Origin of the sequence: Spongiivirga sp. MCCC 1A20706, assembly GCF_046524175.1 — a bacterium.
In the GTDB taxonomy this organism is placed as follows: Bacteria; Bacteroidota; Bacteroidia; order Flavobacteriales; family Flavobacteriaceae; genus Spongiivirga.
Window position 1 is genome coordinate 853,750 of the sequence record NZ_JBEFZF010000001.1, and the last position, 23,216, is coordinate 876,965.

The 23,216-nt window shown below is 36.4% G+C and carries 19 protein-coding genes; 7 read left to right on the top strand and 12 right to left on the bottom strand.

All coding sequences use genetic code 11. The annotated features are described in order from the left end of the window. Window position 1: 1 nt before the first annotated feature. Both ABN763_RS03915 and ABN763_RS03920 read right to left on the bottom strand, forming a co-directional pair. Window positions 2-2,431, bottom strand: coding sequence for a YfhO family protein (locus ABN763_RS03915; RefSeq protein ID WP_410484112.1), 2,430 nt, complete (start codon window positions 2,429-2,431; stop codon window positions 2-4). A gap of 20 nt (window positions 2,432-2,451) precedes the next feature. Next, window positions 2,452-2,709, bottom strand: coding sequence for a DUF4834 family protein (locus ABN763_RS03920; protein ID WP_410484113.1), 258 nt, complete (start codon window positions 2,707-2,709; stop codon window positions 2,452-2,454). A gap of 120 nt (window positions 2,710-2,829) precedes the next feature. On the opposite strand from ABN763_RS03920, the gene ABN763_RS03925 reads away from it, so the two are divergent. The 3 genes from ABN763_RS03925 to ABN763_RS03935 are packed head-to-tail and all read left to right on the top strand — an operon-like array spanning window position 2,830 to window position 5,588. After that, a complete protein-coding gene (locus ABN763_RS03925) occupies window positions 2,830-3,813 on the top strand; it encodes a transporter (protein ID WP_410484114.1) in 984 nt (327 codons plus the stop codon). A 24-nt stretch (window positions 3,814-3,837) separates the two neighbouring features. Then, window positions 3,838-4,449, top strand: coding sequence for a hypothetical protein (locus ABN763_RS03930; protein ID WP_410484115.1), 612 nt, complete (start codon window positions 3,838-3,840; stop codon window positions 4,447-4,449). Window positions 4,450-4,469: 20 nt separating this feature from the next. Beyond that, window positions 4,470-5,588: a GTP cyclohydrolase gene (locus ABN763_RS03935; RefSeq protein WP_410484116.1), complete on the top strand. Its 1,119-nt coding sequence runs from the start codon at window positions 4,470-4,472 to the stop codon at window positions 5,586-5,588. Window positions 5,589-5,672: 84 nt separating this feature from the next. Here the strand turns inward: ABN763_RS03935 and ABN763_RS03940 are convergent, their stop codons facing one another. From ABN763_RS03940 to ABN763_RS03955, 4 genes are all read right to left on the bottom strand, one after another. Continuing rightward, window positions 5,673-6,800, bottom strand: coding sequence for a lactonase family protein (locus tag ABN763_RS03940; protein WP_410484117.1), 1,128 nt, complete (start codon window positions 6,798-6,800; stop codon window positions 5,673-5,675). Window positions 6,801-6,949: 149 nt separating this feature from the next. Next, window positions 6,950-8,209: an aminotransferase class I/II-fold pyridoxal phosphate-dependent enzyme gene (locus tag ABN763_RS03945; protein ID WP_410484118.1), complete on the bottom strand. Its 1,260-nt coding sequence runs from the start codon at window positions 8,207-8,209 to the stop codon at window positions 6,950-6,952. 157 nt (window positions 8,210-8,366) lie between these two features. After that, entirely contained in the window at window positions 8,367-9,407 is a 1,041-nt protein-coding gene (locus tag ABN763_RS03950) for a PLP-dependent cysteine synthase family protein (protein ID WP_410484119.1), read from the bottom strand. A gap of 104 nt (window positions 9,408-9,511) precedes the next feature. Then, entirely contained in the window at window positions 9,512-11,560 is a 2,049-nt protein-coding gene (locus ABN763_RS03955; RefSeq protein WP_410484120.1) for a S9 family peptidase, read from the bottom strand. Between the two features lie 156 nt (window positions 11,561-11,716). Between ABN763_RS03955 and ABN763_RS03960 the strand changes: the two genes are divergently transcribed. Together ABN763_RS03960 and ABN763_RS03965 are read left to right on the top strand one after the other, a co-directional pair. Then, window positions 11,717-12,040 carry a YbaB/EbfC family nucleoid-associated protein gene (locus ABN763_RS03960; RefSeq protein ID WP_410484121.1) on the top strand — a complete coding sequence of 108 codons (324 nt, stop codon included), beginning with the start codon at window positions 11,717-11,719 and terminating at the stop codon, window positions 12,038-12,040. Window positions 12,041-12,075: 35 nt separating this feature from the next. After that, on the top strand, window positions 12,076-13,452 hold the full coding sequence (locus ABN763_RS03965; protein WP_410484122.1) for an exonuclease domain-containing protein: 1,377 nt from the start codon (window positions 12,076-12,078) through the stop codon (window positions 13,450-13,452). Between the two features lie 9 nt (window positions 13,453-13,461). On the opposite strand, the gene ABN763_RS03970 is transcribed toward ABN763_RS03965, so the two are convergent. The 3 genes from ABN763_RS03970 to ABN763_RS03980 form a co-directional block, all read right to left on the bottom strand. Continuing rightward, on the bottom strand, window positions 13,462-14,064 hold the full coding sequence (locus ABN763_RS03970) for a hypothetical protein (RefSeq protein WP_410484123.1): 603 nt from the start codon (window positions 14,062-14,064) through the stop codon (window positions 13,462-13,464). Between the two features lie 10 nt (window positions 14,065-14,074). Next, window positions 14,075-14,560, bottom strand: coding sequence for an RNA polymerase sigma factor (locus ABN763_RS03975; protein ID WP_410484124.1), 486 nt, complete (start codon window positions 14,558-14,560; stop codon window positions 14,075-14,077). A 127-nt stretch (window positions 14,561-14,687) separates the two neighbouring features. Next, window positions 14,688-15,383: a hypothetical protein gene (locus tag ABN763_RS03980; protein ID WP_410484125.1), complete on the bottom strand. Its 696-nt coding sequence runs from the start codon at window positions 15,381-15,383 to the stop codon at window positions 14,688-14,690. 143 nt (window positions 15,384-15,526) lie between these two features. Between ABN763_RS03980 and ABN763_RS03985 the strand changes: the two genes are divergently transcribed. Beyond that, window positions 15,527-16,585, top strand: a complete 1,059-nt coding sequence (locus ABN763_RS03985) for a vWA domain-containing protein (protein ID WP_410484126.1) — start codon at window positions 15,527-15,529, stop codon at window positions 16,583-16,585. Window positions 16,586-16,769: 184 nt separating this feature from the next. Here ABN763_RS03985 and ABN763_RS03990 read toward each other — a convergent pair whose 3' ends face one another. Further along, window positions 16,770-18,176, bottom strand: coding sequence for an MATE family efflux transporter (locus ABN763_RS03990; RefSeq protein WP_410484127.1), 1,407 nt, complete (start codon window positions 18,174-18,176; stop codon window positions 16,770-16,772). Window positions 18,177-18,313: 137 nt separating this feature from the next. On the opposite strand from ABN763_RS03990, the gene ABN763_RS03995 reads away from it, so the two are divergent. Beyond that, entirely contained in the window at window positions 18,314-18,667 is a 354-nt protein-coding gene (locus tag ABN763_RS03995) for a D-Ala-D-Ala carboxypeptidase family metallohydrolase (RefSeq protein ID WP_410484128.1), read from the top strand. Between the two features lie 10 nt (window positions 18,668-18,677). On the opposite strand, the gene ccsA is transcribed toward ABN763_RS03995, so the two are convergent. Together ccsA and ABN763_RS04005 are read right to left on the bottom strand one after the other, a co-directional pair. Further along, complete coding sequence (gene ccsA, locus ABN763_RS04000) at window positions 18,678-21,917, bottom strand: cytochrome c biogenesis protein CcsA (protein WP_410484129.1); 3,240 nt, start codon at window positions 21,915-21,917, stop codon at window positions 18,678-18,680. Window positions 21,918-22,050: 133 nt separating this feature from the next. Continuing rightward, a complete protein-coding gene (locus ABN763_RS04005) occupies window positions 22,051-23,199 on the bottom strand; it encodes a cysteine desulfurase family protein (protein WP_410484172.1) in 1,149 nt (382 codons plus the stop codon). Between the last annotated feature and the right edge of the window lie 17 nt (window positions 23,200-23,216).

Here is a 23,216-nt window from a genome sequence, read left to right on the forward strand (position 1 = left end):
TTTAAGCAAGATTTCCGGTTTTAAATTCTTTATATAATGCCCCAAAAAAGATCAATACAAAAATAAGAGACCCAGCTAATGCTATTGTGCTTCCTGTTTGTACCACCTGAGGTTCAAACTTAAATTCGACAGTATGATCACCTTTTGGTATTTCACAACCTCTTAAAACATAATTTACGCGAACATGTGGTATTAACTTACCGTCAACATAGGCATTCCAACCATCTTCGTAATACATTTCAGAAAAAACTGCAAATTGTCTTGAAGAAACCGATGTTTTATAGATAAGGTGATCTGGTTTATAATTGCTTAAAATAATTTGATCTTGAGCGGTTGGATTAAACTGCTCCCCCCCTATTAAGTACTTTTTGTTAACCACAGCAGTAGTTTTCGCATTCGTTGATTCTAACGCTTGCATTTCCTCATCAGCAGTATCAACCCACTTAATACTGTTTACAAACCAAGCATTACCATAGGCTTCTTCATTTTGCATTACTTGATCTTCTCCTCCTATGATATATTTAATGTTAAGCATATTAATTACCTCTGTATTCTGCTTAGCAATATAAAAGTCATACAGCTCTTGATATTTTCCTGGTTTAGCAGCATGATACCCCCAAATAGAATTATGAAAATAGCTGGCGCGTGAGGCACCGTCAGTCGTATCAAATACCCTGTAATGACTATCGTCTTTTAAAATTTCATTATCTGCTGCAGTTGGACTAAATGGCTTATTGACTTGTCTTGCTGAAACAAAATCGTCCTCATTTACATAACGGGTATTTACACCAACGAGATCAAAAAGAATGAGTGCCCCAATGAGAATAAGTACAACATTGATTTTTGCTCTTTCTTTTAAAAACAACCATAAACCACCTCCTGCAAATAAGACCAGGATCAAACTTCTGACTAGGTCATAGGTATACATCGATTTTCTATCGGCAACAAGTGCATTAATAAAATCGCCCCCCAATTGCTTGGCAAAATCAGGACCAAAACGTTGCACAAAATACGCGTCCCTATCTGCTTCAAAACCTAAAGTACCTTTAGCTAGTAACAATAAAATAGCTGTCCCCCCAGTAATACCTATTGTAATTAATAATGCTTTTAATTTTTTTGAAGCTTCAACATCTTTATTAAAAAATGCCGCCAAACCTAGGGCTGCGAGTACAGGAACGCAAAGTTCTAAAATCACCTGAATAGAAGTGACTGCTCTAAATTTATTATAAAGCGGGAAGTAGTCAATAAAGAAATAACTTAAAAAGGCCATATTCTTCCCATAAGAGAGAAATAAAGACAATAAAGCACCGCATAGCAACCACCATTTAAGTTTGCCTTTAACCAAAAATAACCCAAGTACAAACAAAAAGAGCACTACCGCTCCAACATAAGCGGGGCCAGAAGTTCCCGGTTGTTTGCCCCAATAGGTCGGGGTTTGTGATGCAAAATCAGCAGCTTGTGCCCTTGGTAATCTGGCACTTAACCAGAACTTATAAATATTTGATGATTTATCTAACGCCTCATAACTCGCCCCTCCCATCAGACGAGACGCAAAGAGGTTTAAGCTCTCAAATATGCCATAGTTATACTCTAAAATATAATCTTTATTAAGTCCGTTAGTTACTTCTTTCTTTGAACCATCTTCGGCAATGGTCAATTCGCTTTTACCTCGTGTACTGGTATCTGCATATTCCTTAGTTGCCATTAGAGGTGTTGCATTCATAAGCAACCCGATAACAACGGCTACTGATAATACTCCGATTGTTTTAAAAAAATGAGGTAATTCTTTCTTTTTGTAAGCGTATATCAAATACACTACTCCTAAAACTAATACTAGTAGCAATAGGTAGTAAGTCATTTGGTAATGGTTAGCATGAATTTGAAGTCCCATTGCTAAAGCGGTCAAAATTCCACCCCAAATATATTTTTTTCGAAATGCTAATAATATACCTGCAAGTACCAGCGGCATATAGCCAATAGCATGTGCTTTTGCATTATGTCCAGCCTCTAGTATGACTAAAAAATACGTTGAAAAACCAAAGGCTAGCGCTCCCAATATGGCTATTCTAAAATCAATTTTTAAGACCAGTAACAATAAGTAGCATGAAAAGAAATAAACAAATAAGTAATCCGCTGGTCTTGGTAAAAACCTTATGAATCCATCTACTGCTTTTATGTAATCATGCGGATAGCGTGCTCCTAGTTGATAAGTCGGCATTCCTCCAAAAGCGCTGTCTGTCCAATATAATTCCTCTCCAGGATAATCCTCTCGATAATCTAATTGTTTTTGCGACATTCCTTTACTCCACACAATATCACTTTGGTACATTTGTTTACCTTGTAAAACAGGGTGAAAATAAGCCAATGCTACAGCTATAAATCCTACAAGTACTAAAAGGTGAGGTGCTAGTTTCTTAAGATGTTGTATCATTAAGTTGGTGGTTGGTGGTCTTATTCAATTTCCTCAAAATCTACGTACTCCCCAACCCGATCATTCGATTTTTTAGAATTCTCTGGAGCTTTGTCAATAGTGACTTCACCCTCAGGGCGAACGGTTTGTTGAGGCCGTTGTTGGTTAAATTGCTGAGAAAACTTCTTTTCCATCTTCTTAGCAGCTGACTTCATTATAGCCGGTCCAAAAAGCTTCGAAAAGATTTTGAGGCCATAATACACTAGCAGAATAATTAAGATGGTACGTAATAAACCCATTAAATATTAGTTTGTAAACTAAGACTTTTTCTTAAATGTTAAAAAACAAAAATACAACAGCTACTAAGCAAAAATCAAAAAATCATCTTAAATATTTATATTTACCACAAAGCTTACACTATGCGCCCACTATTTAGCCTAATCGCCATTTTGAGTACATTTTCTGTTCACTCGCAATACACCGAAGTAATTAATAGCAATAGGCCGGGGGTTTCCAAAGGTCCATTTTCAGTGGGAACAGGTGTTCTGCAATTTGAAGGAGGGTTTCAATACAGAAAGGTTGATCATGAATTAAGAAGATTAGAAGCAACAGGCTTTGATGCGAATCTTGAAATTCGATATGGCTTTTTATTAGAGCAGCTGGAACTAAGTGCAGAAGTAAGTTATGAATTTGCAGATTATTTGTTTCAAGCATCAGGAACTGAGTTAAAGGAAAGTGGACTAAAACAAACCCTGGTTGGTGCTAAATATCTGGTTTTCGACCCCTGGAAAAAGGAACAAAAACCTAATTTATATAGCTGGAATGCCAATAATAAATTTCAATGGAGAGATTTATTACCGGCAGTATCAGTTTTTGCAGGAGCCAACTTATACACCTCTCAAGACCCACCTTTTACCTTTCCAAACGAGTTTAGTGTAAGTCCAAGGGTAATGGTTGCCACGCAACATAATTTTTTAGGACGTTTGGTATTGGTAACCAACTTTAGTTATGCCAATATTGGTCAAGATTTTCCGGAATATGGCTATGTTGTAACGCTTACCCACTCATTTAATGGTAACTGGTCATTATATGTAGAAAATCAAGGGGTTAAAAGTGATAATTATGCTGATGTCATTTTTAGAGGCGGACTCGCCTATCTATTAAATAAAGATATACAAGTAGAAGCTACTTACGGCGGTAATTTTAAAAATACGCCTTTTCAAGTATTCGGAAACATTGGTATTTCTTACAGAATAGACAACCATCAGGATAAAGAAATTAAGAATGATGAGTTTTCTAAAAAGACAAATAATATTAACAATAAAAAAGAACGCAAACGTCAAAAAGCTAAAAACTCCAAAAAGAAGTTTGAAGATGATGGCGGAGTTCTTAATGAAAAATGAAAAATTAGTAATTAATAAGGCTAGATGATTAAATCTAATTTTCGCCAACTAACTTATCGTCTTAAAATCAAGTATTTTACTATTGCATTTTCTGCCATTCTGTTTTTTGGATGTAGGACTAAGAAAACGGCTTATAAAGAAGATTACCGAGTAAATACTTTTGTCAAAACTAATAACAAGTGCCCAAAGTTTTATTACAATAGTTTTAGTAACATGATAAAAGACACATTTTTGTCTATTGTTGAAAAAGATACTTTTAGACTAACTGAAATAAAATTTGAATGTGTTACTACCGCTATGCTTACTCAAAAGGTGCTTTTTGATAGTTTTGGTGATTGGGATGCTGCTGTTTTTCCCAATAATGCGCGACATCCTATGTTGGTTTGGGAAAACAGAATTTTAATAAAAGATGACAAGACTAGATATAACATTGTTGCTCAAGGTAAAGAAAGTAACGAAGAACTATATGCTTCTATTATTGTAACAAATGGCCTAGGAGAGGATCAATTGTCTCAGGTTAATCAAAGAAATTCTATCGTTGATACCGTTGTTGCATTAATACGAGCAAACGATAAGAAAAAAAGAAAATTCTACAACTATTATTGGAATACAGTAAACAGTAGAAAAACAAATTAATTCATTTACGAAAGTATTTAATGATCACCATAAAAGAAGCTACCACAAAAAAGGAAAAGAAACAGTTTGTTACCTTTCCTTTTTCTCTTTATAAAAACAACAAATATTGGGTACCTCCAATAATCAATGCCGAAGTCGATAGTTTTGACCCCACCATAAATCCGGCCTTTGATACCGCTGAAGCTCGATTTTTCCTAGCCTATCGCGGTAAGGATATTGTTGGCCGTGTTGCTGCAATTGTCAACTGGGATGAGATTAATAAGCAAGAAGTCAGGAAAATGCGTTTTGGATGGTTCGATATGATTGATGACACTGAAGTTTCTAAAGCACTTATTAATAAAGTTCAAGAGATCGGCAAGTCACATAATCTTGAGTTTATCGAGGGCCCAGTTGGGTTTTCTAATCTTGATAAGGTTGGAGTTTTAACTGATGGTTTTGATGAACTTGGCACCATGATAACCTGGTATAATCACCCTTATTACAAAGATCATTTAGAGCAATTAGGTTTTAAAAAGGAAAAAGGGTATTTAGAATACCGTTTTCCATTTAAAAATGCTGATCCTAAGTTTTTTAGTAAGGCAGCCGGACTTATTAAAAAAAGGTATAAGCTAAAAGCCATAAACTTCAAATCGAGCAAGGATATCATGCCATATGTTGATAGTATGTTCGATCTTTTTAACGAAAGCTACTCAAAACTATCTTCATTTGTAGCCATTAATAAAGTACAAAAAAAGTACTTTAAAGAAAAGTATATCAGTTTTATTAATCCACAATTCATAAAATATGTGGCCGATGAAAATGATAACCTGGTTGCTTTTGCAGTTACGATGCCATCATTTTCTAGAGCACTACAAAAATCAAAAGGAAAATTGTTTCCGTTTGGGTTTCTTCATTTTCTAAAAGCGAAAAAGAAAAATGAAGATGCCATATTTTACCTTATTGGTGTACATCCTGATTATCAAAATAAGGGTGTCACAGCCATTTTATTTGACGAGTATCACAAATCATTTTCAGCAGCCGGTATAAAGAATTGTATTCGTACCCCAGAACTCGAGGATAATATTGCTATCCAGCAGTTATGGAAAAATTTCGACCCAAGAATTGCCAAGAGACGAAGTACGTATCGCAGGGAATTGTGATTTGCCTTCTGTTAACAGATATTATAGTTGACTGTTATAGGTTTTAGTTTAATCCCCGTTTTCTTGAATATATACTCCAATAAATCAAAATAACACACATACAGGGCTTGGCGCTTTGATTTGATCGGTGTATGTAAGAAGTCCGCTGTTTTTGTCTCGTTTAAAAGAAACCAAATTCTGTGATTTTTGGTTTGCGACTACTAGATAATTCTCATCTGGAGATAATGAGAAATTTCTGGGCCAATCGCCCTTTACAGACTCATGACCAACCAATTTTAATTCGCCATTCGATTCATTCACACTAAATATTGCAAGGCTGTTGTGCCCACGATTGGAAGCATATACAAATTTACCATCACTGGAAATATGAATATCGGCGCAAAAGCTGTCTCCTTCAAAATCAGCTGGCAACGTTGATATTGTCGAAGCAGCCACATAACCTCCAGAATTAGATTTCACGAACAAACTGACCGTATTATTCAATTCGTTAATAACATAAAACCATGCTTTAGTAGGATGAAAGGCAATATGACGTGGTCCTGATCCTGGTGGCAATGAATTCTTTTCCGGCTCCGTACTTATTATTTCGTTCTTTTCATTAAGTGATGCAAACCAAAGATTATCGGTACCCAAATCTACGGTTATGATGTTATCACTATTGGGATCAAACCAAGCTGAATGTGCATGGGGAGCCTCTTGACGATCGGTAACACTCTTACCTTCGTATTGTTTAACATATTTCAGCTCCGATAACTTTCCGTCGCTAGCTATATTCAATAACCCAAGATTACCTCCTGTATAATTTGCTGCCAAGATCGTTCCGGTTTCATTAACCGTAACAAAACAAGGATGGGCCCCACCTGTTGAACTTCTATTTATAAATTGCAGGCTATCGTTCAACACCGAATACGACTCAATAGTCCCCATTTTATTTTCATCACTTATTTCATTTACCGCTACCACATAATTACGATTATCGCTATATGCTAAGAAGGAAGGATTGTTCGATTTCGCTACCAAGCCGTTATTTTCAAAAGTACCATCTTCATTTAAAGTAAAGCGATAAATACCTTCGCTATAGGTATCGGTATAAGTACCCAGAAAAAATGAGTCTCCTGCTTTCGGTGCTATCATAATTTTTTCTTCTTTCTTGTTAGCGTTATTACAAGCTGTGATCAAACACAAAACCAGAATCGTTATCTTCAATTTCATGAATATGGATTTTTTTTTCTAAACCATAAATTTCAAAAAATTAATTGTACCCTCTCAATACAATTGAAATAATTTCTAATAGAATTTATCCAATAAAAAAACCTGATAAAAAAATTATCAGGTTTTGATATATTTTATATAATCAGCGATTACTCACCCATTGCCGCTGCAATTGCAGCCGACATACGCTTGTAAGTACCATTTTCTAATCTAGATCGAATTGCAGAAAATGCTTCCAATGTTTCTTCAACATCTTGCAGCGTATGAGAAGCCGTTGGGATCATTCTTAACAAGATTAATCCTTTAGGAATCACCGGATACACTACAATAGAACAGAAAATACCATGATTTTCACGTAAATCCTTAACCAAAGCCATTGCTTCTGGAATACTTCCTTTTAAATATACCGGTGTTACACAACTTTGGGTAGTACCTATATCAAATCCACGTTCTTTTAGTCCATTTTGAAGTGCATTTACATTTTCCCATAACTTATTCTTAAGTTCTGGCATGGTACGCAACATATCTAAACGTTTTAAAGCACCTTTGACCAATTGCATTTGCAATGACTTAGCGAACATTTGCGAACGTAAGTTGTACTTTAAATAGTCGATTATTTCTTGATCGGCTGCTATGAAAGCTCCTGTGCTCGCCATAGATTTTGCAAATGTTGCGAAATACACATCAATATCATTTTGTACACCCTGTTCTTCACCCGCGCCTGCACCAGTCTCACCTAAGGTACCAAAACCATGAGCATCGTCAACTAATAAACGGAATTTAAACTTCTTTTTAAGTTCAACAATTTCTTTTAAGCGACCTTGCTCACCCCGCATACCGAAAACACCTTCAGAAATTACCAAAATCCCACCTCCGGTTTGCTCGGCCATATTCGTTGCCCGCTCAAGATTCTTTTCTAAGCTTTCAATATCATTATGTTTGTAAGTAAAGCGCTTACCCATATGCAATCGAACACCATCGATAATACAGGCATGAGAATCTACATCATAAACGATGATGTCATCTTTGGTAACTAAGGCATCAATGGTTGATAATATACCTTGATAACCAAAATTTAATAAATAAGCCGCTTCCTTTTTTACGAAAGCTGCCAGTTCATCCTGCAATTGCTCGTGCATCGAAGTATGACCTGACATCATACGCGCTCCCATTGGGTAAGCCGAACCATAATCAGAAGCAGCTTCTGCATCTACTTTTCTAACCTCTGGATGATTGGCTAAACCGAGATAATCATTAATACTCCATGTAATGACTTTTTTGCCATTAAACTCCATTCTATTTGCTATCTGCCCTTCCAGTTTAGGAAAGACAAAATACCCTTCTGCATGTGAAGCCCATTTTCCTAAAGGGCCTTTGTTTTCAATTATCCGATCAAATAAATCTCTCATCTAGGGAATACTATTATTATTTAGGTAAACTTAGTTCAAACAATTTGCAAAACTAACCATTTTTATGAGCTTATCAAATCCTATTTTTCAATAAAATATGCTCCGTAAAAATGCAAAAAGCACCCTATTAAGGTGCCTTTTTGTTGGATTTTATTTACTATTTAATATACGCTATTTGCTCTTTTTTCATTTCTGGAAGGTCTTCCAAAAAGCCTTGTTTCTGCATCCATTCATCACTATATATTTTGCTCATATAACGCGATCCGTGATCAGGGAATATAACTACCACTCGGCTATTTTCGTCAAATACATCGTCATCAACTAATTGTTTCACTGCTTGAAAAGCTGCTCCACTTGTATAACCTACAAATAATCCTTCCTTTTTTGCAATGTCTCTTGCAGTATGTGCGCTATCTTCATCAGTTACTTTAATATAATAGTCTATGCTATCAAAATCAGTTGCTGTAGGAATCAAATTTTTACCAAGGCCCTCAATGCGATAAGGATATATCTCATTAGCATCAAACTCTCTTGTTTCATGGTACTTTTTTAGAACGGATCCATAAGCGTCTACTCCAATAACTTTAATATCAGGATTTTGCTCTTTTAAAAAACGTGCTGTTCCTGATATGGTTCCTCCTGTACCACTGCAAGTAACTAAATGTGTTATTGCACCATTCGTTTGATTCCAAATTTCAGGCCCTGTAGTTTTATAATGTGCGTCAATATTCAACTCATTAAAATATTGGTTGATGTAAACAGAACCCGGGGTCTCTTCATGCAACCTTTTTGCCACTTGATAATACGAACGCGAATCATCTGCACTCACATGCGCCGGGCACACGTATACTTGAGCGCCCATTGTCTTAAGCATGTCTATTTTATCAGGAGATGATTTTGAACTTACCGCTAAAATACATTTATAGCCTTTAATAGCACTAATCATCGCTAGGCTAAACCCTGTATTACCAGATGTTGTTTCAATAATAGTATCACCAGGTTTGATAATACCTCTGCGTTCTGCCTCTTCAATTATATGAAGTGCAATTCTATCCTTGGCAGAATGACCAGGATTAAATGCCTCGACCTTAGCATAAAACTCACCGACAAAGTCTGCAGTAAGTTTCTTAAGTGCGATTAGGGGAGTATTTCCTATTAAGGATAATACGTTTTCTTTCGCATTGATCTGATTATGCATACATAACATTTTTGCCTTTCTTAACCCTTGTTGTAAACAATAGTCAAAAACGATGCAAATTTATATTTAATTTTTGACAATTAGACTGATTTATAACGAAATTACTACTTAACAAGCCCTTCTAGGTCTAATAAAAAAGAATAATCTTCTGCGGTTTCCTTGAGTGCTTCAAACCGGCCTGAGGCTCCTCCATGACCAGCTTCCATATTGATGTGAAGCAACAATTTATTACTGTCAGTTTTTAACGTTCGTAACTTTGCAACCCATTTTGCAGGCTCCCAATATTGCACCTGTGAGTCATGCAAGCCTGTTGTTACTAACATATTGGGATACTTCTGAGCTTTTACGTTATCATATGGGGAATACGATTTTATATATTTATAAAACTCTTTATCGTTCGGATTCCCCCATTCATCATACTCACCAGTGGTAAGAGGAATACTGTCATCTAACATCGTACTTACCACATCAACAAAGGGTACGGCAGCGATCACTCCGTTGTATAACTCGGGAGCCATATTAACAACAGCCCCCATTAAAAGCCCGCCCGCGGAACCACCCATCGCATATAAATGTTCTGGTGATGTATATTTCTCTTGAATCAGGTATTTTGAACAATCTATAAAATCAGAAAAGGTATTCTTTTTATTTAATAGCTTTCCATTTTCATACCACGGTCTTCCTAAGTACTGTCCCCCGCGTACATGCGCAATTGCATATATAAAACCACGATCTAAAAGACTTAAACGCGTAGAAGAAAAATACGGATCGATTGTGGAACCGTAAGAACCATAGGCATATAGTAACAACGGACTGGATCCATCCAACAGCACTCCCTTTTTGTAAACCAGTGAAATCGGAATTTTAGTACCGTCTGCAGCTGTTGCCCAAAGTCGTTTTGAAGTATAATGAGCTTTATCAAAATCTCCACCCAGCACCTGCTGCTCTTTCATTACCGTTTTTTCCCTGGTATTCATATTAAAATCAACAATAGAAGAAGGTGTCGTTAATGAGGTATAGCCATAACGCAATACTTCGGTATCAAAATCGACATTAGTCGATGTATAGGCAAAATAGGTCTCATTATCAAAAGGCAAATAATAATCATCGTCCCCATCCCAACGTTTAATGCGAATTCTATTTAGACCATTTGAGCGCTCACTTACTACCAGGTATTCCTTGAAAATTTCAATATCTTCTAGCAGCACATCTTTTCTATGTGGAATGACTTCTACCCAATTTTCCTTTGAAGTTTTAGCCTCAGACGCTTTCATTAATTTAAAATTAGTAGCTTCATCCTTGTTGGTTACAATATAAAAGTGGTTCTCAAAATGACTTATGTTATACTCCAACCCCCGTTCTCGTGATTGAAATACCTCAAAATTGTTGTCAGGATTATCAGCGTTCAGAATCCGGTATTCAGAAGTTAAGGTACTGTATGATCCAATTACCAGATATTTTTTTGATTTTGTTTTATAAACAAATGTTCCAAAAGTATCGTCTGCCTCTCTATAAACCACTACATCTTTAACAGCATCCTCACCAAGCTTGTGCTTAAAAATACGATCCGCTCTTAGGGTTTTCTCATCTTTCCGGGTATAAAACAACGTTTTATTATCATTCGCCCAAGTACTTCCCCCAGTGGTAGTTTCGATTTTTTCAGGATAAATCTCACCAGTTTTTAAGTTTTTAATCTGAATGGTGTACTTTCTTCTGGAAACCGTATCGACACCGAAAGCAACCAAATTATTATCCGGACTTATATTTAATCCCCCTAACTTAAAATATGAGTGACCTTTGGCCATTTTGTTACAATCAAAAAGAATCTCTTCTTCAGCTTCCAAAGTTTCCTTTTTTCTTGTGAAAATGGGATAGTCCTTACCTACTTCAAAACGTGTTATATACCAATAGCCGTTATATTTGTAAGGTACCGATTCATCATCCTCCTTAATTCGTGCTTTCATTTCTTCAAACAATGACTTCTGAAAATCCTTAGTATGGGCGGTCATACAATCGTAATACTCATTTTCCTGATTCAGGTAATTGGTTACATCCGGATTCTCACGGTCATTCAACCAGAAATAATCATCCTGTCGTATATCGCCATGCTTTTCTAATTGAGTGGGATTTTTTTTCGCCAGTGGTGCTTTCATCAAATTAGTACTTTTTTAAAGTAAGGTCATTGTTAGTCGGCAGCAAAAATAGTGGTATTTAATTTGAAATTAACAGTTGTTTTAAAGTTGAATTGATAAGACATCCCACTTCAAATTAATAATTTTGCATCATCAAAATAATTTAAAAGCAATAATATGTTCGGAGATCTAATGGGAATGATGGGCAAACTAAAAGAAACCCAGCAAAAAGTAGAAGAAACAAAAAAACGTCTGGATACTGTATTAATTGATGAAAAATCAAGTGATAATTTACTTGAGGTAACCATTACGGCTAATCGAGAAATTAAATCGATTACCATAGATGATACGCTTTTGGAAGATAAAGAACAGCTAGAAGACTATTTAGTGTTAACCCTCAACAAAGCGATTAAAAGAGCCAGTGAAGTAAACGAAACTGAAATTGCTGCAGTAGCTAAGGAAGGAATGCCGAATATCCCTGGAATGGATCTTTTTAAATAACATGTAGTCTTTCAGATTTTAATTTTCACCAACTAATGTACTGCATCGTCGACATAGAAACTACTGGCAACACCCTAAAAGGGAACAAAATTACCGAGATTGCTATGTTCAAACATGATGGTAATACCATTGTCGACGAGTATACTACTTTAGTGAACCCGCAATGCGACATACCTATGTTCATTACCGGATTAACGGGTATTGATAACACGATGGTGGCGAACGCACCCACTTTTTCTGAAATTGCTAATAAGGTTGTTGCCTTTTCGAGAGATTGCATTTTTGTAGCTCATAGTGTTCATTTCGATTTTAATGTCATTAAATACGAATTAGCCGGTTTGAATATCGATTTTCAACGCAAAAAACTATGTACTGTTCGACTTTCCCGAAAACTCATTCCTGGATATCGATCATACAGTTTAGGAAAGTTATGCACGGCCTTAGAAATTCCTTTGTCAGACAGACATCGCGCTCGTGGCGATGCGCACGCTACCGTATTACTTTTTGAAAAACTATTAAATCAACCCGATGCCGATCAAGTTTTTGCTTCGTCAGTAAAAGGAAATTCAAGGGAGGCTACCTTACCACCGCTACTTCCTAAAGCAACGTTGAACAAGATTCCGAATAATCCTGGTATTTACTATTTCAGAAACACTTCAGGGAAAATAATATATGTAGGGAAGGCGAAAAAGTTAAAGAACAGAGTACTTCAACATTTTTATGACAGAGCAGATAAAGAAGTGCGCATGTGCGCTGAAATAGCAGATATTGATTTTGAACTTTCCGGAAGTGAGCTTGTTGCACTATTGATGGAATCAGCCGCGATTAAAAAACATTTTCCTAAGTATAACGCCTCTCAGAAAAAAAATACAATGCGCTATGGGCTTTTTATGTATGAGAATAGAAATGGGGTACAACATCTGGCTTACAACAAGATAAATAAAACCCCCAATCCAATTGTAGCCTATAGCTCTATCACACAGTGTCGTTCTCAGTTGCAGGAAATATGTTATCAATTTCAACTATGCCCAAGATACTGTCAACTTCAAGAAAATACTGGTTGTGGCACCCATTTTCTATTAAATAATTGTTCAGGAATTTGCGAGGGAAAAGAAAATGTGGCTAACTATAATAGACGTGTGTCCGACGCTATTTCGCATATAAAAGCCGAAAACCTGAGTTATGTTATATGGGAAAAGGGTCGCAATGAACAAGAAAAAGCATTTGTTCTGGTGAGTGATGGCACCTATTTAGGGTATGGCTTTGTTGATATTTTTGAAACGATCACCGACCAATTTCAGCTCGAAACCTTCATTTCAAAACAAAAGGATAATGAAGATGTGCAAAGGATACTTCGTTCATATGTTAGCAAACATCCCAAAAAAGCTAATCCTGTCGGATCAATTTCCTGACATCAAAAATTACTCTTCCAATTCCTCAATGATCGATCTTGCCGAAGAAGTAATATTCTTATACTTATTTGAACCCCATCTAATAAAGAATATCATTACCAGCACCCAAAAAGCAATAAAAAGATAAAGGCTAAGTGAACCTCCATTTTCCAAAATACTTTTATTTCCCATTACTTTTGAAAATACGGGCATGCTTCCAAAAAATATAGGGAACGCAAATGCAACACCAACCTTCTGAATTAAAAGAAACTGCCTTCTTCTTTTATTAAACTCAAGAATAGTGTTCGTATATGACCTATTGGTAATATTTATTTGCTTCAACTTCTTGATCGACCAGAATACCGCAACAGGAAGTACAGTTAAAACCAGTAAGGTAAATACTCCAAGAATCATATGTATGGCGTCGTCAAGTTTATTAAAATTAATGAAAATAAATACAGCTGCTAAAAAACAGATTATAGCCCCGATAGATTCATAAAACGAAATTACGCTTATCTTTTTTTCGTATCGCTCTTGTGCCATTTGCATGATTAAAGTATCTGTTAATTTCTGTTGCTTTTCTAATTGACGGCTAAGTGTAGCCCAAGTTGATTGCATCTCTTCTATATTCATAATACTGCTTTTAATGCCTTACTTGTTGTTTTAATTTTTGTTTAATTCTGGATATTCTAGTTCCGACATTGGAAGGACTCAATCCTGTAATTACTGCTATTTCATCGTACTTCTTTCCTTCTAAAAGCAATAAAATCAGACCTTTATCCAAAGCGTTTAGCTGTTTTATTTGAAGATATAGTTCTTTTAGCTGCTCTTCAAAAGTAGTATCATATTCATCTGATTCTCTGAGCACCACATTTTCCAGATCGACTTTAAATCCATTTCGTTTTTCCTTTTTTTTATGTGTTATCGAGGTATTTAATGCTATTCGATACATCCAGGTGCTCCACTTCGAATCCCCACGAAAACTATCAAAAGCTTTCCATAGATTGAAAACAATCTCCTGATATAAATCTTGTTGGTCATATTTATTATCAGCATAAACCGAAGTAATCTTATATAAGATGCCTTCATGTTCTTTAATGCGCTTTACAAAAAGCTGCTCTTTGTGCATGAAATAGTATTATTTGAATAGTGAGTATAGCGAAGTGTACTTTTGTCACAAAAAAGTAGAAAAAATTAATCGAAAGTCTTTAAAACTTTTAAAGAATACCCATTAAACAGGTTCAGAAGAGAGGGAATTATTCTTTTACCACAATCAGTGTCCCTTTTACTCCAGTAGCTAAATTCCATTGACTGCTAGCAAGAAGTACGCCATTTTCATCAAAAACACGAAACTCAGCGGTATTGGGACCTGATGTACCCTGATTTAATGCCTCAAAATCAATTTTGTTAAAGCCATCGCTTAACTCGATATCAATGGTTCTAAAATTACTACCTAGTAAGATGTTGTATTCAACTATTTCGTCATTCCAGTACACACGAACCCTATCGCCGTCAACATACTCATGATCCCTGCATACAATTTTCACCACTTTCCCCCCTGTTCTAACATCTCCTAAATACGTGTCAGTTTTATTACCTTGGCGCTCTTTCTCTCCATAGGTTTTATTAAGAGTTTTGTTGAATCGTGCCCCATTATCCGCGAACTTTTCGGGCATCATAATATTCTTTTGCTCTTGCTGAGGTAATGAAGTTAGTTTTGGTAAAATCAATGGTTTCGGTTGGGTCAATCCTAGGTTACCGAATGATAAGGATGAAAATCTATTTTCTGGTTGAACCGATTTTGGCAGTTCAAACCCTCTATTGGTTACTATTTTATTTTCAAAAAGGCTTTTCTTTTTTGCAGCAGTCGAATCCTTTTGCCCAATTACCGAAAACGGTAAAAGCACTGCCAAAAGGAGTATCAGTCTATTGAAAAAAAATCTATTTCTCATACTGTAATAACCGAATATAAAGATAACTATTGTCTTAGCTACAAATGTTTAAAAACTGTTAAACCAACACCAAAAATCAAGCCAAACAAAATTTCTTTATCAGTCGTTCGTTAGCAATATACCTATCAAAAAACGAATGTATTATGAAAAATTATGTAGCAGCAATGCTCAGCATTGCCTTATTCCTTTCATCTTGTGGCTCATTTGATGATGATGGAAGCATCGATCCTATTGCATCAAGCTGCCTTGATCTTGGGGAAGCCAATCTTAAAATAAGCATACAAGATAAATTTACCACTCTACCGGGTAAAGTTTCTGTTTTCTTTAAGGTGAATACTATAGATGATAAAGCAGTAAGTGGGTTACGTGCCAGCAACTTTACAATTTATGAACGTGGTCGTAATGATCAGTGCTTTAATCAAATTTCAAGTTCTGAATCCTTTGGTCGAATTTCGCCAAACACCCAAATTTTTAAAAACAATACTTTCTTAGTGCTCGATTTAAGTAATAGCGTATTGCAATCAAACTTAGATGCATTAAAAACGGCGAGTATTAGCTTTATAAATAGTGTGATGCCCGAGGAAGCAACCGATTCATTTCAAATGGGAATTTATTGGTTTAATGGTGAAGATGAGTTGCACTTATTGAATGATCTAACCAGTAGTAAAACCGAACTAGAAAATGCTATAAATGGTATTGATGCCACTATTAGTAATGACCCATCTACGGATTTATATGGGGCTATTATTAAAGCTACAACTTTGGCAAACACAGCAATTGCTGAGCAAGAGAAACTGGACATTTTTGCTGCTTCCTCAGTAGTGGTGTTTACAGATGGAACCGATCAGGCCGCACGATATTCTAAAAATGAAGCCTTAAATAGTGTGAACAGCGCGAATGCAAATGCATCTTTCTTCACCATCGGCCTTGGAGATGAGATTGATGTGGAGATACTAGGGGAACTTGGAAAAACGGCAAGCGTAATTGCTGATAATAGTCAGGAATTAGAAGCCCGTTTTAATGAAATATCAATCGAAGTTGCCAATCAAGCTAATAGTTTTTATTTGTTTGAATACTGCAGTCCAAAGCGAGATGGCAGTGGACGAAGTGAGTTAATAATACAAGTAAGAAGTGGTGAAGATCGTGGTGCCATTAGCACCAATTTTGATGCTACAGGTTTTACCGCAGGTTGTGATCAATAACTGGATAGATTGTGTAGTAGTCATATGCTCAGCTTCTCAAAGTAAATCAGGTAAATACCAATTTCTCCTTTCTTCCTTAAGCGGAATTTATTCCCCTCTTTTAAAAGAGGGGAATTTTTGATCCCTGTTATCAAATACAGAATGAGAATTTCAATACAATACTGTCCAATTATCTGTTTGTAATCTAAACAGAAACTCCTTTCCAGGTGCCCTTTCGAAACCAGACAATGCCTACCACCGCTATCAGTACCTCGGCAAAGGTAATAGCCAATAATACTCCCAAAACACCCAATTCAAACCAGATGGCAGCGGCATAAGCAAAGGGAAGTTGAAAAACCCAAAAACAGAAAAAGTTAATAATCGTGGGGGTTTTAGTATCACCCGCACCATTAAATGACTGGATAACCACCATGCCGTAGGCGTAAAAAATGTAACCAGCAGCGATAACCCGTAAACTTAACGCACCGTATTTGACAACATCCGGTTCTTGGCTAAAAAAGCCAATGATCCATTCTGCCAGTATCAAATAAAATATCGACACAAATACCATAAACCAAGCATTATACTTCCCTGTTTTCCAGACGGAACGCTCCGCCCTATCCGGTTTTTGAGCACCCAGATTTTGACCTACTAAAGTGGCTGCAGCATTACTCATACCCCATGATGGCATTAATGTGAACAACAGTACCCGTATCGCAATGGTATATCCAGCTAACACTTCACTGCCAAATTCGGCCATGATTCGCATTAAAAATACCCAACTACTGGTACCAATTATAAATTGACCAATTCCTCCTAAGGACACCTTTACCAGATTGATCATCAATCCCATTTTCAGTACCATATTATGAAAACCAACTTTTATTTTACTCCAGCCGTTAAAAAGAATAATTAGTTGGAGTATTACCGCACACCCCCGACCAATAGTGGTTGCTATGGCTGCACCTTTAACACCAAATTCGGGAATGGGACCGAATCCAAAAATGAACATCGGATCTAGTATAATATTAAGACCATTAGAAACTATCAACACTTTCATCGCTACAGATGCATCTCCAGCTCCTCTGAAGATGGCATTTATTAAGAAAAGCAACATAATTGTGATATTTCCGCCCAGCAATATTTGCGTGTAGCCAAAACCTTCTTCAATAAGGTCTGGTTCACCTCCCATTAGTCTTAATATTTCTTTAGGAAACAATATTCCTATACAACTAATTATAATTGCTACGATACAACCCAGGATAATCGCTTGAACTGCTGTTTGTGAGGCACCCTCGGGGTCTTTTTCACCGATTCGTCGAGCGACGATTGCCGTCACCCCCATACTAAGACCAATGGCCACAGCATAGACTAAGGTTAAAACTGATTCCGTTAAACCAACAGTAGCTATCGCATTTGGTCCCAAACTGGACACAAAGTATGCATCGACCAAAGCGAATATCGATTCCATCATCATCTCTAAGATCATAGGAATTGATAACATAAACACCGCTTTGCGAATACTACCGGTAGTAAAATCTTGTTGAGAGCCTTTTAAGGCTTCCTTTAAATTGTTGAAAATTGATTTGAAAATATATGAGCTCGAACGCATTATAATTAAGTATTGAATGAAAAATATACGCATTCACTTCGCAAAGTGTGCGCAAAAAAGAAGATCTAAAATTCAATACTTACAGCTCCATAACGTTACAAATATATACTATTTAACAAATAATCAAACTTTTAATCATGAAATTTTTTAAGCAAGAAGAGTTCGACTCACCAGACAAACCAGGAAGCGGGGCAAAAATGAAACAACACTTTTTAGATATGCTTATCGCTGCCAGAGAAAAGGCCAACATTCCTTTTATTATCACCTCGGGATACCGCACAAGAGCTCATAATAGAAGAGTTGGCGGAGTGAACGGATCAAGTCACACCAAAGGCGTCGCTGTAGATCTAAGATGTCATGACAGCAAAACTCGTTCAATAATTATTACCTCAGCTATAGCAGTTGGATTCAATAGAATCGGAATTTCTGATCGTTTTATCCATCTTGATGCAGATATGCAAAAAGTTCAAGATGTTATTTGGACATATTAGAAAGAGGCACTTATTTCTTAAAATATTTCTTGTAAGGGAAATACGATATGGTTCCTAAAATAGCGATTCCCGCAATAGCATAATACACGAAGGATGGGGTGACAATTTTGTCCCCACTAGCGTAGCTATGTAAACCTGTTAAATAAAAATTCACTCCAAAATAGGTCATCATAATACTACCAAAGGCAACAATTGCCATCAAATTAAATAACCATCGTCCCCTTAATCCAGGAACAAGTCGCATATGAATAACAAAGGCATACACCATAATACTAATTAGTGCCCATGTTTCTTTAGGGTCCCAACCCCAATAGCGACCCCAACTTTCATTGGCCCATTGTCCGCCCAAAAAGTTCCCTATGGTGAGCATAACCAAACCAACCGTGAGGGCCAGTTCATTAATAATTGTCAACTCTTTAATATTAAGATCGATCTTCTTTTTATTCTTCTCATTAGTCATCAACATAAGTAACAACGAAACCACCCCTAGAATCATTCCAACCGTAAACGGACCGTAGCTAGCCACAATAACCGCTACATGAATCATTAACCAATAACTATCTAATACAGGTTGTAAATTGGCAATTGCAGGATCTGTCCAACTTTGATGCGCGACCCACAACAATAAAGCGGTAACAAATGCAGAAGCAGCAACGGTGAGATCAGATTTTCGCATAAACATTAATCCAATACCCATAGTAGCCCAAGCTACGTATAAAATGGATTCATAGGCGTCACTCCAAGGAGCGTGACCCGATATATACCATCGTGCTATTAGACCCGCTGTGTGCGTAACAAACAACAATATTATTCCTACCTTAAATACATTATAGGTAATCTTCACTCCTTTCGATTCTTTCAAAATATATACAATTAGGAACACGAACATTAAAATTCCGAACAATGCATAATAGCGATATAGTTTTTGAAAAATGTTGTACTTGTTATATAAAAATTCCGCTTCTATCTTTTCATCTGATGGCATGACAGCTGCACCCCTTGTTTTTTGAAAACCTTTAATACTTTGCAGAATCTCATCAGCTTGTTTGTAGCCTCCTGTCTTTTTAGCATTTTGTAAGGCACTCACATACAGCGGAAGTACATTGTAAACATATAGCGAGTCTTGATTCCTAAAATTGTATTCTTTTAGCTCAGGATAAGATACCCATTTGTTATTTTCACTGTTGGGAGTTGGGAAAAACTTCAGCACTTCCCCGTTCAAAGCTGAATACAATAAACTAATCTTACGATCTGCCTCTATAAAGCCTTTTTGAAATGCATTGGGTACCGCGGCTCGATACGCATTTTGCAAGTAAGGGGCCAGTTTATAGCTACCATCATCTTCAAAAAAATCAGAAAAAGTAGCATTTTCAAATTCTTTTACTCCTATTAACGATCGGATGCTGTCATTTTCCCATTTTATTTTTAATATCGGGACAAACCTCCAAATAATGGGGTTTTCAAACATCGAAATCAACACCTGATTTGCATCAAGGCCATTATACGAATCTTCCTTACTAATTTTTCTGAGTAGCTCTGAAGAATAGGTATTCGCTGGTTTCATGCGGCCGCCTAAGTCTTGGATCACTAATTTTCCAAAATTTTGCGCATGCTCTTTACTAACAGCCTGAGCAAGGATTATAGAGTCTATTTGCGCACGGCTAAGGCTCATTTTAGGTGCACTATGCTGATGACCTTCTGCCGCCACAGCTGATTTCTCTACCCTTACCACATTCCCATTTTCAACACGTACTTCTTGTTCTTGCGAATGATCGTGACCATCGTCAGCGTTATGTTGTTGTGCAACACTACTAAAGGTGAATCCCAAAATTGCTATTATACTTAAGGCTGCTTTTTTGGCCTTAATTTTTGAAAGCATTTTGTTTAAATCGGCTACCCTAGCCTTACGATCAAACAAGATCCATAAAAGACCAATGTATAATAAGAAGTAGCCTACATAAGTAATCCATGTTCCCCAGAAATCATGACTGACTGACAAGATTGTTCCTTTTTCATCTGGATCGAATTGCGCTTGAAAAAATCGATATCCACGATGATCTAATACATGATTCATATAAATATCATAATCAAAGGGCTCAGTATCTTGCACCGTCACTTTACTCATGAATGATGAATAACTTTGCTCAGTACCTGGGTATTTCTCAGCTATAAAATCGTTTAGTTTAATGCTAAAAGGCAATGCTTTTCTGATAGAACCATAGGTAGCATAAAAATCAAGTCCATTTACTGAAATAAGTTTGGGATCGATGCTAAATCCCTTTCCTCCCATTATTTTCATCGTCTGCTGTTCGTTTCCTGAGGCAATTTCAACAACGATAGCATCTGGTTTATTCTCATTGTCCTTCACGTCGACAACATCGTACTTTCCTTTTATTAATTCATTTGGAATTACAAATTGCATACCAGCAGCAGTGTAGAGCGAACGCAATTGTAAAGGTTGGATACTATCCTTGTATAAGCTACCTTTTAGCTGATCGCGCATTCTAAGAAATTCACCTTCAAAAGGAGAATCGATGGTATAAGTTTCTTCTCTAGTGTTTATGTTAATAGCTCCATCGGTTGGGTTGTTCAAAGCGAATAAGATATTGTGAACACTGGTAATCTCGCCATCTTTTAAAAAATGATCATGTCTTGTTCCCCCACTAGACTCCACTATCTTTAAATAAGCATCCCCACTTTCATCCTCCACAAGGGTTTCTTCAACCCCATCAAGAAAGTCGATCATTTTTATAGTAAATGGTAAACCATTGAAATCGTTGTTGTACTGAAAGTAATTGTTAGTCTCGGGAGTAATTAAAATATCTTCCTGAAGAGTTTTACGCATCGGTTTTCCGTCAATTTCGCCATCGACAAAAAAAGTAGCATACGTCTTTTCGGTTAACATATAGTCGGTAGCCTCTCCTTCACGAATTGGCATTACACCTTCATAACTAATGTAGCGTGTTACAAATGCACCAACCAGAATGAGAATAAAAGAAAGGTGCAAGGTTAAAATGGACCATTTCTCTTTTTTATGCAGTTGATATCGAAAGATATTACCTAAAAAATTGATCACAAAAAAGATCATAATCGCTTCAAACCACCACGCATTATAGATCCAAACTCTAGCTGTTTCGGTACTATACCAGCTTTCAACAAAAGTGCCAAGTCCCATGGCAACTGCAAAAACTATGAATAAAATGGCGGTTAATCTAGTAGAAAATAAAACTTTCGCAATGGCGTTTTCCATGAAGCATTTCGTTTGCGTAAAACTGCTGCAAAATTAGTGCATTTACCTAATTTTTCAGCTATTACCTAAGTATAAAAAGTTAAACAGAAATGTTAAAAGAAACTCAAAGCGATAAGTCGCTTATTTTGTCACACTAGACCTCACAAAACACTTTCAATTCTTTGATTACATAATCCAATTCTTCCTTAGTATTGTATTTAGAAAATGAAAAACGAACAGAAGGACGTTTCAATTCTTCTGCAGAAAGAATTTTGTTGAGCACGTGGCTACCTAAACTGCTACCCGATTGACATGCGCTACCCTTTGAACAAGCTATACCTTTAATATCTAAATGAAAAAGCAGCATTAATGATTTATTTTCCGGCACAGGAAGATTTACATTAACTAGTGTATACGTACTTTTATCAAAATCTTCACTATTACCATTAAAACTACAACCCGGCAATTCTTTTTTCAATTGCGTTATAAAATACTGTTTAAGATCAGAAACATATTTTTTTTCCTCATCTAAATGATCATAAGAAAACTTCATAGCTTCTGCTAAGCCAACAATATTGTGAACTGATTCAGTTCCGGCACGATAGCCACGTTCTTGTTCTCCTCCAAAAATTAATGGTTTTATACCCGAATCTTGCCGTATAAATGCGAATCCTATTCCCTTAGGACCGTGAAACTTATGCGCTGCAACCGCCATGAAATCAACGGCAGTTTTTTCAACATCTATTTTATAATGGCCAATTGATTGTACCGTATCGGAATGAAACAAGGCGCCATGTTCTTTACAAAGAGTTGCGATAGCATCAATATCAATCATATTCCCCACCTCGTTATTTACATGCATTAAACTTACAAGCTTCTTTGAAGAATCAGCTTTTAAAAGTGTTTCTAAGTGAGCGCTATCGGGTGTACCGCAATCTTTTAATTCTACAAATCGCAATGCAATACCGTATTCAGAAGCTAGCTCTTCGGCAGTATGCAGTACTGCATGATGCTCAACTTCAGATGTAATGATTGTTTTTATCCCCAGATCACGAACCGCACAACGCAATACCATATTATCTGCTTCAGTACCACCTGAAGTGAAAATTATTTCTTGAGGCTTTGCATTTAGATAACTTGCAATCGATTTACGGGCTGTCTCGATAATTGTTTTAGAAGAACGACCATAGCTATGAGTTGAAGAAGGATTACCAAAGGTACTTGCCAATGCTTCCTGCATTTTCTCAATTACTTCGGGCCTAACTTGTGTCGTTGCCGCATTATCTAAATAAACATTCATTATTAATTTCATTTTTAGCA